Annotated in this window: 10 protein-coding genes; 2 read left to right on the top strand and 8 right to left on the bottom strand. The window is 46.0% G+C overall.

What is annotated here, in order from left to right:
- Positions 1–1,373: 1,373 nt before the first annotated feature.
- The 6 genes from ACJJIZ_RS13270 to ACJJIZ_RS13245 form a co-directional block, all read right to left on the bottom strand.
- Positions 1,374–2,093: a hypothetical protein gene (locus ACJJIZ_RS13270; protein WP_444913708.1), complete on the bottom strand. Its 720-nt coding sequence runs from the start codon at positions 2,091–2,093 to the stop codon at positions 1,374–1,376.
- Between the two features lie 428 nt (positions 2,094–2,521).
- Positions 2,522–2,947: a hypothetical protein gene (locus ACJJIZ_RS13265; protein WP_413665710.1), complete on the bottom strand. Its 426-nt coding sequence runs from the start codon at positions 2,945–2,947 to the stop codon at positions 2,522–2,524.
- Between the two features lie 91 nt (positions 2,948–3,038).
- The gene (locus ACJJIZ_RS13260; protein ID WP_444913707.1) at positions 3,039–4,328 is read right to left on the bottom strand and encodes a DSD1 family PLP-dependent enzyme; all 1,290 of its coding nucleotides are present in this window, start codon (positions 4,326–4,328) and stop codon (positions 3,039–3,041) included.
- Between the two features lie 41 nt (positions 4,329–4,369).
- Positions 4,370–5,764 carry an FAD-linked oxidoreductase, L-gulonolactone oxidase family gene (locus ACJJIZ_RS13255; RefSeq protein ID WP_444913706.1) on the bottom strand — a complete coding sequence of 465 codons (1,395 nt, stop codon included), beginning with the start codon at positions 5,762–5,764 and terminating at the stop codon, positions 4,370–4,372.
- 5 nt (positions 5,765–5,769) lie between these two features.
- A complete protein-coding gene (locus ACJJIZ_RS13250) occupies positions 5,770–6,156 on the bottom strand; it encodes a c-type cytochrome (RefSeq protein WP_444913705.1) in 387 nt (128 codons plus the stop codon).
- Positions 6,157–6,425: 269 nt separating this feature from the next.
- Positions 6,426–6,764 (bottom strand): hypothetical protein, encoded by a 339-nt coding sequence (locus ACJJIZ_RS13245; RefSeq protein ID WP_444913704.1) that lies wholly within the window; start codon positions 6,762–6,764, stop codon positions 6,426–6,428.
- A gap of 238 nt (positions 6,765–7,002) precedes the next feature.
- Between ACJJIZ_RS13245 and ACJJIZ_RS13240 the strand changes: the two genes are divergently transcribed.
- Complete coding sequence (locus ACJJIZ_RS13240; protein WP_444913703.1) at positions 7,003–7,911, top strand: aldo/keto reductase; 909 nt, start codon at positions 7,003–7,005, stop codon at positions 7,909–7,911.
- A 141-nt stretch (positions 7,912–8,052) separates the two neighbouring features.
- Here ACJJIZ_RS13240 and ACJJIZ_RS13235 read toward each other — a convergent pair whose 3' ends face one another.
- A complete protein-coding gene (locus ACJJIZ_RS13235; protein ID WP_413665704.1) occupies positions 8,053–8,625 on the bottom strand; it encodes a hypothetical protein in 573 nt (190 codons plus the stop codon).
- A gap of 1,000 nt (positions 8,626–9,625) precedes the next feature.
- Positions 9,626–10,450 (bottom strand): S1/P1 nuclease, encoded by an 825-nt coding sequence (locus ACJJIZ_RS13230; RefSeq protein WP_444913702.1) that lies wholly within the window; start codon positions 10,448–10,450, stop codon positions 9,626–9,628.
- Between the two features lie 234 nt (positions 10,451–10,684).
- On the opposite strand from ACJJIZ_RS13230, the gene ACJJIZ_RS13225 reads away from it, so the two are divergent.
- Positions 10,685–13,825: a TonB-dependent receptor gene (locus tag ACJJIZ_RS13225; protein ID WP_444913701.1), complete on the top strand. Its 3,141-nt coding sequence runs from the start codon at positions 10,685–10,687 to the stop codon at positions 13,823–13,825.
- The last annotated feature ends 72 nt before the right edge of the window (positions 13,826–13,897 follow it).

Raw genomic sequence — 13,897 nt, 5'->3', positions numbered from 1 at the left:
TACTCATAAAATAGATTAGCATCCAACGATAATTGATTAAATGCACATAACTAACCCATTACTGGAATAAGTAAAAGCGAAAAAAGACATTCCTAGTGGATATATAGATCAACCATTCTATCCATTGCTAATCAAACTAGCGTAAAGCAGAATACCAAAGCAAGCATGTCAATCACTAGATAGATGGCTTCTACCTGCACAGCACCATGTAATCAAGCTATAGGCCTGAATAAGTTAAAGAATAAAGCTGACCCGTCATCAATTGATAACTTGAAGGCCCGGCACAGCTATGCCATCCGGGTCATGTTTTTCCTACTGCCTAAGAAGCTATTATTCGGTGCTATTGAAACAACAATACAGCCCAACTCTCCAGTATAAGGCTTGATAATACTATCCAATCAAGCTTTTAAGTAACTTGATTTGAAAGAGGTACACAAGTCCATGTGGCAGGTATTGCCAGCCATCGTCAACTACAAATAAAGGACGCTTGATAGCTGGCATGTATTGGAATTACTCAAAATTATGGTTCAAGGCATCCTCAAATGAAACAGACTTAATCACGCTCCTAGCTGTAAAACGATTCATCCTTGCGGTATACGTTGACTTACATCTCTGTGAAATCCCCAGATCCCTAGCCTTAATCTCATTAGCTATAGCCCAGTGCCATTGAGAATGATATTTAAAAGTTTTATCGGCCAGCTTTGTGCAAAGCTCCCAATCACCAAATCGCTTAACTCTAGTATCCGGCTCTCCAAGAAAAACTGTACAACCAGTGAACAGAACCGAGCCCGATATGACCAAAATCTTTAGAATTCTCATACTCAATAAACCCAAATGATACTTCATGGATGAGCTTTTCGATCTCCTGAACCAGGTCACAGGATCGTACGACATCGCCAGCCCTTATCCATCTCAATTACTACCAGATGCTCGTAGGCTACCTATAAGCATTCTAGGAATTCATTAAAATATTAACATATTGTTGATATTTGGTCATATTATTCTGTCTAACATATATAATGTATTTGCATACCAGTTTAAGTACTACTTGGGTGGTTAATTTTAGATACCTACTAAGTTTAGTGAACGGCCCTTATTAGCTATCCTATCACGCCCACTGAATCGCATGTTACTCAACACTTAAGTCAAAGAAGGTGACTCTAAGAGTGACCATTGAAATATCGGCGATTTAGCCTGCTATTTATCGGTTACTTGGTTAAGCGCGGAGAAGTAATATATGAGCTCCTTTTATACTAATTCATTAATCTAGTTAAACTCTAGAGAATCGGGCCACCTTAATTCGCAAAGTTACCATAATTAATCACAAACTATATAATCAGCTTATTGTTTTCAACATGATTATCAGCAAGAAGTCAAAGGTCTATCAGATTCCAGCGAGCATTATTTTGGCAATCTATAATCTGTTGATCAATGGCGGCTATTCGACCCCGAATACGCTCCCAATTACTTTTCTTCATTTTCAGCTCATCAGTAATACTTGCACTGTAATCAATAGCTTGATTATCAGCTAAACTTGCTGTCCGAGAGTCATGGTGTTCTTGCCGTATAGTAATCCAAATATTAGGGTCCAGCTCCGATGTATATGTGATGGCCTGACGGAGCTTCGTGGGTACAGATTCTACTCTGACGCTTCCATTTCGATCCGTAAAGTTAAGTACTTTTTGTTTGTCCACATTGACAATATAGAAAAATTTACGATTTTGGTTTAAGACCCAGTTCGCAATACCCTCAAAGGGGATCATCGCAGTATTGAGACCATGACTGCCAATGATCGTATTGTAATTAGAGTAACGGCGTTCATGTAAAATACCCGCGCTTACTCCAATTAGGTGAAGTCTCTCCCAGCTGCGCCCCAATCCAGAATCTCGATCCCCAATTATTGCTCCCAAATCACCGCTAATTAGCCCCATTGCGGAGCGAGCCATATCTCCTGGCAATGGACCTATAACTCCTGCTTGGTTATGCAGTGATCTATGCACAATCCCTTGTGGAGGATTGAAAGGCTTAGAGCTCGCAAACCAATCAATATCGCCTGAAATATCATACCCCGCAGAACTAACTCTAAAGTACATTATGTCGTCCCTATAATTGAGGAAATTCCGTTAGCAACTAGTTGTCAACTTATAAACTTGGAAAGCGAGGGAAACTATCTGCCTGAAATCAGATAAGCAAATAGTTAAACTGGGGGAAAACTAACAATCCCTCCCATGCCCTGAATATAATATCAGCAATCCTGAGGACACAACCACCTGTGTACTGCGCCGTAAGAAATGACTCAAATTTTGTCCGGCGAAAACCAATATAAACACCGCCGACACATTATTGGGTACCTATTTAGTTTGACCCAATAACTGCAATAGAGACATTATACGCCGACGCTTTTTGTAGAAATTAAAGTTCGCCCACCGACTTTAGCAATGACATTCTCACTACTGATTTGGCATGCTGATCATTATCGGCCACAACAAGCATCGTGACCGAATTTCATAGGGTTTAAAATTTAGAGGAGTATCCAAAGTGCGGCTATTAGATTCAGTGACATCATTATAAAGTCAGTGATAAAGATAAAACGCATCACACCTTTAACTTGCCACGGCCCTTCACCTTTTCGGTTTTGTAGGGCTACCGGAACATTGTAAATAAACTGTGTTCCGTGAGTGACAGCAAACACCAGCAGCAACGTAGCGCGTTGCACCTCCGTAGCAAATACTGAGGGGCTGATTAGCAGTAGTATATTGAGTAGCGCCAACGACAGGTTAAAACCACCCAGAAATTTTCCCGATTCTGCCAAGATATTAAATACGGGGGTATCCCTTTGTTCCCTGGGTACCAGTAACTTCGCAAATATATGGTTCCTCAAAGAGAAAACGTTAAATCCCATCAGAAACCAAATCGTGTTTAACACCAAAACAACTTCATAGATCATCAATATCTCCAAGACTTGTTGTATACCCGTCACTAAGGTCAGTACGTTTATTAAACAAGTTTGTACTTACTCCATTGCAGGAGCTGAATCCTCAGGAATTACTCATTACCGGCCAGAGATCCACTATCTCGCCTTTGCTATAGACCGCAATATCACCAAACTGCAGGAACACGGACTCACTCTGTGTGGGCCGGAGAAAGACCCAATCGTCTTCATTCAGCAGTACCTTTTTTGAGCCATTCAGCATTTCTTGGTTGCTGGAGCGGCCATAGATGGGGTTGATCGATAGACCTTTTGGTGATTCTGGCTCCGCCTTCCAATAGCCGCCAGATATAAAGAAGCTTTGCTCCCGATTTGGGTTCAACCAACTAAAGGGTCCGGTGAGCCCTTCTATGCCGGGTATCTGTGTCTGTGACAATTTCTTCAATACCGGACTTGCGATATACGCCGCTGGTAAATGATCAGACAGAGTGGGAATATCAAAGCCCACCGGTTTAACCAGGCACGAGCCAGCGGCAATCTCGTTACAGGGAGCCCGGTCTGCTCGGGATTTGTACAGTTGGTAGGTTGGGCTACCGGCAGCGTTCAAAGTGGCCACCTTCGGGAATGCACTTCCCAGCTGGATCTTAGCTTGCTCCACCCTGCTTTGGTAAATATCCAACCCCCGAGTGATTGCCTTTTCAGGTCCACCGAGAACACCTGGCATTTTTGCGGCGTGGGCGTCGTAACCCATAAAACCGGAAAATTCCAAATAGGGTTCCCGCTGAATGATACCGAGCATCGCGGAGAGATCTTCCGCACTGGCAATGCCACCCCGGTGTAGGCCTACATCAATCTCGATATTAATTCGCAAGGATTGTTTGAGCGATCGCGCCAGATCGGCGTATTGATTAAGTCTGCGGGGGCTGTCAACCAGCCACTGTAACTGCCGCGTAGGATCAAAATGATCCGCCCTAGTGCTAAAATAAAAGGCCTTTGCCGCAGTAATCGGGAGAGGTTTACCCAGTAAAATATCACTCGCTGGATGAGATTTAACCAGCTGCTGTAGAAATGGCAGCTGGAATACCATGATGCGATTGGTATTTGTTCGCTGAGTAATAGCATCCAGCAGGTTTAGCGAGGGCAAGGATTTAGCCACTACCCGGTAGTCATAGTGACCTCTGAGGTGGCCGGCTAATATATCGGCGTTCTTTTGCAGATTTTCCAGGTCTACGACTAAGGTGGGACCAGAAAAGCCGGCATGATCCAGAGCTTTAGAAACACTGGAGAAGTATTCGCTGTGCCCTCCCTGCCCTTGCGCTTTAGGGCGAAGAACGGCGACACCTGCCACCGCTCCTAACGCGACCCCACCTAGTATTAGCTTTCGTCGCTTGATATCCATTGTGCTTTCCTCTTTGAGGGTTCACTGCTGAGCAGCGTTGCTCAGGTAAAAAGCGTTTTCAGATAGGGGTTTAAGAACTTACCACTGGGGTCCAGCTCTCGGCGAACCTCAAGAAAATCCTGCCACTGAGGGTAGAGCTCGGCAAAGTCCGAGCCTTGTAGCTTGTTTAACTTGCCCCAGTGCGGGCGGCCCCCATATTTGCGCATAATGGGCTCAATGGCCTGAAATAGCGGTAGGTGGTCCTCTTCAAAGTAGCGGTGTATGGCGATGGACACGGAATCTTGCTTATAAAACGGACTCAGCCAGATATCGTCAGCTTTAACGAAACGCACCTCGATAGGGAAGAAAACATCCAGGTTATTTTCCTCAATCGTTCGACGTATTTCCGCGAAGGCTTTCAAACCGTCCTCGCGGGGCAAGTGATACTCCATTTCATTGAAACGTACGTTTCGCTCACTGGCGTAATTCCGCCAGGAGGACTCGACAACGACTTCCCTCTCGATATCTTCCATCGCATTTTGCAGCGCAAACTGACGCAACTTCGGTGACCAGCCCAGCCAGTCCCGCACAGATTTCAGGGTCATTACTGCTTCATTAGTATCTTCCCGCTCCGTAGAGAAGATTTCCTCTGTGGTCGGCTGGTGGGAATCAGCCATGCACATCCCAGAAAACGGGATATAGTAAAATTCAAAGTTCCGATTGGCCTCTGCCAGTGCTGGAGCCTGATCCAACACCTCTTCCAGGGGCGCTACCCAAGATTCACGACGCAAACGGTAGCTGGGCTGGTTCTGCATACGCACCTTGGTCACCATACCCAGGCTGCCAAGGGATACTTGCGCTGCCGCGAACACCTCGGGGTTTTGCTCACCATCACACCAGAGCGTATCCCCTCCTGCGGTCACCAGTTCCATACCCGTTGCATAGCTGGACATACAACCCAAGCCTGCACCTGTTCCATGGGTCGCGGTTGCCAGGCAACCACCTAAAGTCTGCTCATCGATATCTGGTTGGTTAATCAGCGCTTGACCGATATCCTCTAAGGGTTGGCCAATGTCTGCTACACGGGTGCCAGCGTAGATTGTCGCCTGGACCTTGTCGGAATCGTGGTCGGCGACGCCAGTAATACGGCCCAATGAAATAATTGTATCGTCAGTGGGTACCAGTGCAGTGAAGGAGTGACCCGCACCTACCGCCCTGACCGTACCTTGCGCTTCCGCAATTATCGTTTGCAGTGCAGGAATATCTTTGGGTGCCAGACGATGGGCCGGCAGACACTCTTGTGAACCAGACCAGTTCCGCCATCGAACACCCGCTTTTTTTGTCGGTGGGGCTGCAGCTTGCAATAAGGTACGTGCAACTGATGAGATGGGCGCGGCCGCTAATGATGCGGAGCCGATCGCGATAGAATTAATAAACTGGCGACGATTGAACCCCATATCCTTTACTCCGCTGTAGCCATAAAGACAATCAACTGTTCAAACTGCTCGGGGGAGCACTCAAAACAAAGGCCTAGTGGCGGCATACCCTGGAACCCATTGATCGCATTTTCCACCAACACATCCATCCCCTTCTCCATACGGGGCTTCCAGTTGGCTAAATCTCCGGTAAGGGGTGCGGCGCTGGCGCCAGTGCTGTGACAGCTGCGGCAAGTGCGAGTATATATTTCAGCGATTTCCGGATCAGCGGGCGCAAGAGACAGCGCTCTTTGGGTCAACATTGCCCGGCTTTTTTCACTATCCTGTGGAGGCTCAGAACATCCTTGAATGACATTTAGTACCAAAAAAAGAGACAAGAGCTTAAAGCTCCGGCGCAAGACTTCCAGTTCCATATGCGTACACCTACTACATTATTGTTGTTTATTTCTTTTTGGCTATTGCCAAAGCTATCGTGTACATATCGCTGGCACTATTGTTAATCATGATGACTGCTAAAACAACTACTTGAGTTGCCTGTTCTCAATTATTTCTATCGTAATTTATTTGCGTACCACTTAGAGAACTAAAGCCTATGTACATCTCGAAGTTAAGATCAGCATTTATTACAGAGATAAAATGACTCTTGTTAACAGTAGACAGGCTTTGCAAACATCAAAAAGAGCTATTTATATTTACGAATATATAGCCATAAATAAAAACCGCCGACCAAAGTGCCCAGCGGAACATTTAGCACACTCACTGTTGAAAATATTAAAGCTAACTCTGGGGCATACCTTTTATCCAAAAGGACAGCAATGCCAGCAAAGACCCCCAAAATATTCAAAGACGCAAACAGTATTATCATCAAGCCCATTAGACTGAATATATTGAATGGCATACTCAAAATTGAACTTCCAAAAACTGCGTATAGGAATAACAATATTGCGCTGGATATCAACAACATCAAAATTGAGTAAGTAATTATCAACCAGCCGGAAACTTTTTCCTCGGTACTGACCATGCGGTGCTCCTGTGAAGATAAAAGCCCAAGCCTCTTTAGTGATCCTCAGAACATCAGGGCATTGAGAATGACTCTAAAGTTGCTCCGGTTTCAGTTGTCAGCTAGCTCAACGATCAACATGACTCAATGACATTTATGACACCGATGGCGACATTGGGCTGCCTACCCTTCTACTTTAGGCGTTGAGTATCAACAGGAACAGGAATACCCTAATGCTTTTCGATCAGGTAGGTATTCAGTGGTTAATAGAGTGCTAGCTTCTCCAAAAGGACCAGAACTGTCAGAGTTGGTCCAAGGCTACTGGCGTGTGAGTGATTGGAATTTAAGCCCTCAGGAGCGCCTGACATTCCTAAAGCAACATATAGATAAAGGGGTTACCACCGTAGATCATGCTGATATTTACGGGGATTACTCCTGCGAACAGTTATTCGGCGAGGCCCTTAAGCTGGATAGATCTATTCGCAATCACATCGAGATTGTCACCAAATGCAATATCAAATTGCTTTCTGAAAAATATCCAAACAGGAAAGTTAAGTACTATGACTCCAGTGCTGAACATATTCAGCACTCGGTTAATAACTCCTTAGCCCACCTCGGTGTAGAGCACATCGACATCCTGCTTCTTCACCGACCTGATGTTTTGATGGATGCAGATGAAATTGCCACCACATTCGCCGAACTGCAGAAGTCCGGTAAGGTATTACATTTCGGCGTTTCCAACTTTACCTCCCAGCAATTTGATTTGTTGCAGTCCCGCCTGAGCTCACCACTGGTGACAAATCAGGTCGAGATTAATCCTATCAATTTTAGCGCTGCGGAGGATGGAACTCTGGATCAACTGCAGCAATATAGAATTCATCCTATGGCTTGGTCCTGCTTAGCTGGAGGGGAAATTTTTAGTGGATCAAGCACCCAAGCAACACGGTTACGAATCACCCTGGAAGATATCAAGGAGGAAATCGGGGCAGCCAGTATTGACCAGGTAATCTATGCGTGGGTACGACGCTTTCCCTCCAAGCCCCTAGCAATTATGGGGTCGGGAAAAATTGAGCGCGTTCAGTCGGCGATAGAAAGCCTGAAACTCAACTTGAGTAGAGAGCAGTGGTATAGAATATGGACCGCCTCTAAGGGAATTGAAGTTCCCTAGATCCAGCTTTCAGCCTAACAAATTATTGATTACTTGGCTTACGCAAAAAATAATTTATTAAGACTAACCTCTTGCTTAACAATTGGGTGGTGTAACTTTAATTCGATTACACCACCCATCAACCAGATAAGTATATTTGTTCTACGGCCCCATCTGGCTTGACCACTGCATCAAGCGTCCCTGGGACATATTTTTATTTTTCTCATCCCCATTATTCATAAAAGATGCCAGTTCGGTTACCAGATTTGCCTTTCGCCACTCATAAAGAAAGCTTGCAAGCACATGGAAGGCAGCATCTGAACAGTTGGAAATGACTTGCAGCTGACCATTATTATTCCCTTCCAGGGAACTCAAACGCTCCATCCACTTTCCTGGGGCAAATGCATAATGGTATGAGACTCCGATATTATTGAGGTGGGGCCCGAAACCCTGGGTACCCAAAAGATCTTGCTGCAAAAAATCTCTGAAATTACCATGCTGTGTCTGGCTAACTTGCAGGCCATAATACTGAGCTGTTGGGTCTGCATTCATCCCTGTGTCATCACGCCAACGACCAGCAATAGGCCTCATACTATTGTGACGCCCGCCCACTGAGCCTTTAAATGCATCCCAAGAACTGTTGGGGTCCCAACCTACAATAGTATCGATAACACCATTGTGACCTGATATTAATGCCGTGTGCCCATTCCATGTTCTACCCAGAGAACTTTCCACTCCACCATTATTCCACCACTGCGCGTAAAACCTGGAAAAAAGAGAACCGTATGACCTCAAACTGGATACAAAACAAATACCTGCAAAGTATCCTCCACACGCCCTAGGATTAAAACCTCTTCCGCTCATCGCCCACATCCTCCATAACGACTATGAATTTTTTTGCCAAAATTGTTATTTAATATTTTGACAAATCAAGAACTCTTTCAATTCATCGCTAAAGCCACTGAATTATTATATTTATTACTCAGGACCTAATGAAAATTGACAGATTTTCTATACAACTTGAGATTATTTGATACCAAATTTGGTACCACCGTGTCAACACGGGAAATATTTCAAGCTGAAGAGAAGGGATAACTGAGAGGCAAAGTAAAATAGGAGTTATGTATCCTCTAAAATTTATCAGAGAATCGCAAACAACCCAATGGGCCCATAATAAAACTCAAGATATGAAAGGATATAAAGCAGTTATTAGATATTATTTGCTTATCGCCAAGTATAGTTGAATCATGAAAATTATTAGGAAATTACAAAACAACAACCATAAGAAAACTCACATACTAAAAACTCCCGCATAAAGGATTCCTTTTATAGGCATACCTATACAAGGAAGACTCAAAAGGCTGAGAGGAAGCTACTCTAAAGGTCCTTTCTCTCACCCAAAATCGCGTTTAACTTTCCCTCTCAAACCTGCTCAATCGCATTACTCACGAGCTACTTGAGCTAAAGATTTCACTCCCTCCTACTTACTTGAGCAAACATTTAAATGGGGATAATGATTGCAAATTTCAGCCATCTTTCGAAATAGATAACTTTACATATCTACAGTTCTAGGCAATTACCGACTGCTTATCGGACAAATTGATGACATTCCAATTAATTAACCAATAGACATCAAGAGAACAAAGATAAAAGAGGACAATTCGACTGATTTTGAAACTTCACTTTTGGCTCACCACATCAATGGCGTAGAGTGAAGCGAGCCCCAAGAAAGAATTTACTTATTGGCCACATCGATCGCAGGGTTACCAAGTGCACTGTTTAGAACAGAGGCCAGGCGAACTCCCCCCTGCTGCAAACGCTTTTCAAGGGAACCCTGACAGCGCAGAAAGTACTTTTCCCCAAGTTGTGTTTCGCTGGTATAGGCGAGACCATGGGCTAAGTGATGAGACTCCCGGGCCCAAACTTCGGCCGAGGTAGACTGCCAGATCTGCCTCTCAGCCGCACTAATTTTATCCGTTTGCTCCTGAGCATAATCTTGCCAGTCTAAAAACAAACGGGCGACCATATGGATGTCCCAGAGCGCGTGTAAATTCGTTTCGACCCCATAGAATTGGACTTCCACATCATTACCCCCTTTATCTGAAAATAATCCGGTATGTAATGGCTGATGAAGGTCGCCAACAAAGTGGGCGATAAACATCAGTGCTTCTGCACGCTCCGTCTTGGTGCGCGAGCGATCGGCCAATACTTCCTGATATCTTTGAATCGCCTTCAATATGCATCCTGCAGCTGGGCAATCCCGCTCCTCAACATAAGCAGACCAGTCTCGAGACAAGTTTATATAGTGAAGCGGCGCAGCCCAGTTATAAGTCTCATCAGACCTAATTCGATCAGCCCAAGTTGTGGATTCAGCTAGGTGCGGCTCACCGACTTCATCAAGGAGCAACTCTATTTCGGCGGCTACCTCCGGGTCCAGGTAATGCCATGCAATTTCTCCAACGACCCTGTGACCATCATCTCCCCAAGCGTGTGCTTGTGTCATAGCTGTGAGTCCAAATAATGCAACTGCTATACGGGCAATTATCAATCGTATGCTCATTGGGCATGTCCGCCAGAGTGAATTTGCTGCGTACTTTAACGCCAGTATGTGACAAGTTCACGGCTGTAATAATTTATTTATATGTGCACTACATAATCGCTTCAGCTCTTAGACAGTACCCAATAAAAATCACATAACAGTCTCCATTGGAACTTGGAACCTAAGTTGCAAGAGCAAAACTCGATAATTACTTGGGCCACTTGAGTTGGCAATTCTTTAGACCAGGAAAACGCTATGAAACCTTCTCTGTTCCCGCGCGTATTGTTATCCGCGGCGATTATCTCTGCAGCTAGTATGGCGCAGGTATCTTATGCACAAGAAACCGCAGCGGGTATCCGCGGATCTATTACCGGTAGCAATGGGCAAACAATTAGCGATGCCAAGGTAACGGTAGTTCACACCCCCTCAAACAGTCGTCGGGTTGTAGAGGTGAGCGATTCCGGCCAGTTCAACCTAAGTGGCTTACGTGTAGGTGGACCTTACACTGTAACTATAGAGTCCGACGAAGGTAATCGGGTATTAGAAAATATCTACCTGTCTGTAGGCGATACCCTGCCGCTAACCTTAACTTTAGACAACTCCAACCTGGAAGAAGTGAGCGTAATTGGCCAAGCCATAACCAATTCTCGCTTGGCTGTCGGCCCATCTTCTCACTTTAATAGTGATGATCTGGCGAGCGCACCTTCTGTAAACCGCGATATTAAAGACCTCCTACGCCTCGACCCCCGCGTTTACATTGATGAAGCGAACGTAGACTCCATTCAATGCGGCGGATCAAACCCGCGCTTCAACAGCCTGACTGTTGATGGCGTTCGCATGAACGACAACTTCGGCTTGAACAGCAATGGCTATCCCACTGAGCGTATGCCTTTCTCATACGACGCCATAGACCAGGTAGCCGTAGAGCTTGCACCTTTTGATGTACAGTACGGTGGCTTTAGCGCATGTAATATCAACGCTGTTACCAAGTCCGGTACCAACGAGTGGCACGGCTCTTTCTTCTATGATTACACTGATGACGGCTTCCGTGGTGACTCTCTCGAAGGGGATGATATTCCCAATCCCAGCTTTGATGAGAAACGTTACAACGCCACCCTGGGCGGTGCCATTGTTGAAGACAAGCTGTTTTTCTTTGCTGCCTACGAAAAACTGGAAGGTGTAGCCAACTTCTACCGCGGCCCTGCCGGCAGCGGCGCGGCTACTGAGGTTCTGGGTGTATCCCAAGAGCAACTGGATGAGATTATCCGTATCTCCAACGAAGTATACGACTACAACCCCGGTAGCCTTCCGTCCAGCTTGCCAGAGGAAGACGAGAAACTCCTGGTTAAGTTCGATTGGAATATATCTGACTATCACCGAGCATCGTTCACCTACAACTATAACGATGGATTCTCTATCGCCGAATCTGATAGCGATGACGTCGAATTGGAGCTTTCCAACCACTACTACGAGCGCGGTGCGGAGCTGAATTCTTACGTTGCACAAATGTTCTCTGACTGGAGTGACATTTTTTCTACTGAAATAAAGGTTGGTTACTCTGAACTAGATAATCGCCAGCTGTCACTCGGCGGCACCGACTTCGGTGAAGTGCAAATTTATACTTCTAACGATCACAACGGGGATGGCATTCCCTCTGAAGCAACCGTTTATCTGGGTGCTGACGACTCCCGTCATGCGAACAAGCTCAGCTACGATAACCTAACCTTTAAACTTGCAGGCAAGCTTCTTCTGGGTGAGCACAACCTGACTGCCGGCTACGAGCATGAAAACTTCGATGTATACAACCTGTTTATTCAGGAAGCCGCCGGTGAGTATCGCTTCAGCAGTGTAGAAGACTTCGAAGCCGGCACCCCTAGCCGTATCACCTACGAAAATGCGACCGGCACCAATAATATTCTGGATGCTGCTGCAGAGTTCGCCTACGACATTGATACTTTATATATTCAAGACGAATACACTTTTGCAGACGTGGACCTGACCGTTGTAGCTGGCTTGCGCTATGACCGCTATAGCAGTGATGATAAGCCGGTGGAAAATTCTGATATTACTGCAGCCTACGGCTTCTCTAACCAGCACACCATGGACGGCCTGGACCTGTTGCAACCGCGCTTGGGTCTAAGCTGGAACGTCGATGACAGCCTAGAGGTTCACGGTGGTGTCGGACTCTACTCCGGTGGCAACCCCAACGTTTGGATTTCCAACAATTATTCCAATAATGGCGTATTACAGGTCGAGGCTCAGGATAGATCTGGCACCTCCCTGTTTGATATGGATTGGACTGGCAGCGGCAATCCTATCTACGATATCCCCCAGTCCCTCTACGATCAGGTTGCCAGCGGTGATGGTTACCCGGGCGGCGTAAACCTGATGGACCCGGATTTCGAAATCCCATCTGTCTGGAAGTATGCAATTGGTGCTAGCTATGAATTTGAATCTGGCTACTTACTGTCTGCCGATTACCTGTACAGTGACTACCAGGATGCCGCCATTGTTCAAGATATCTCGCTTGAACAGGCTGGCACCACCGTAGATGGTCGCGCAATTTATGACAGCTCCAATGACCGTAGCGGAGACTTTATGCTTACCAACGTGGATGGGGACTCTGGTTTCTCCAGCGTGCTCTCCCTTGGCCTGAGCAAATCTTTCGACTTTGGACTGAATGTGGCAGTTGGTTATGCTTTCACCGAAGCTGAAGACGTCAATCCGATGACCAGCTCTGTGGCCTACTCCAACTACACCACTATCGCGACTACTGACGCCGAGAACCCAGGTACGGCCACTTCCAACTATGTAGTACCGCACCGCTTTACTCTCAAGCTCGATTACGCCCAAGAGTTTTTTGCAGGTTACGAAACGCGCTTCACCCTGTTCGGTAGCGCTAACGAAGGCTTGCCCTATAGCTATACATTTAAGGGGAACAACCTGTCAGGTGTTGTTGGTCGAGACAACGCGCTTCTATACGTACCTACTGGAACAGATGACGCCAATGTAGTATTTGCGGATGGCTTTAGTGCCGAAGAGTTCTTTGCATGGGTTGAATCAGAAGATCTGGACAGCGGCACCATGGAACGCAACTCTCTGAATAGCGACTGGTGGACCAAGTTCGACTTGCGTATTGATCAGGAGCTGCCAGGTTGGCGCGCTGAAGATCGCGTAAATGCATACTTTGTTATCGAGAACCTGGGCAACCTGCTAAATGATGAGTGGGGCGTAATGTATCAGACCGACTTCCCACGCTATCAAGCCGCAGTAACAGCCAGTGTTGATGATCAGGGTCGCTACGTTTTTGAAGATTTTCATGAGACTTCGGGGCAAACCCGAGTTAATGAAGCATCACTTTGGAGCGCCCGTATGGGTATCCGTTACGAGTTCTAATCCCACCTTTCCCCGCAAGGCCGCAGTGTTTACTGCGGCCTTTTTTGTTTCGTCTTTCCAGAAACCAGTTCT

The organism is Microbulbifer maximicatervae (SeqCode), assembly GCF_052467225.1.
The sequence above is the reverse complement of the archived record's forward strand: the minus strand, read 5'-3'. Positions and strand labels throughout refer to the sequence as shown.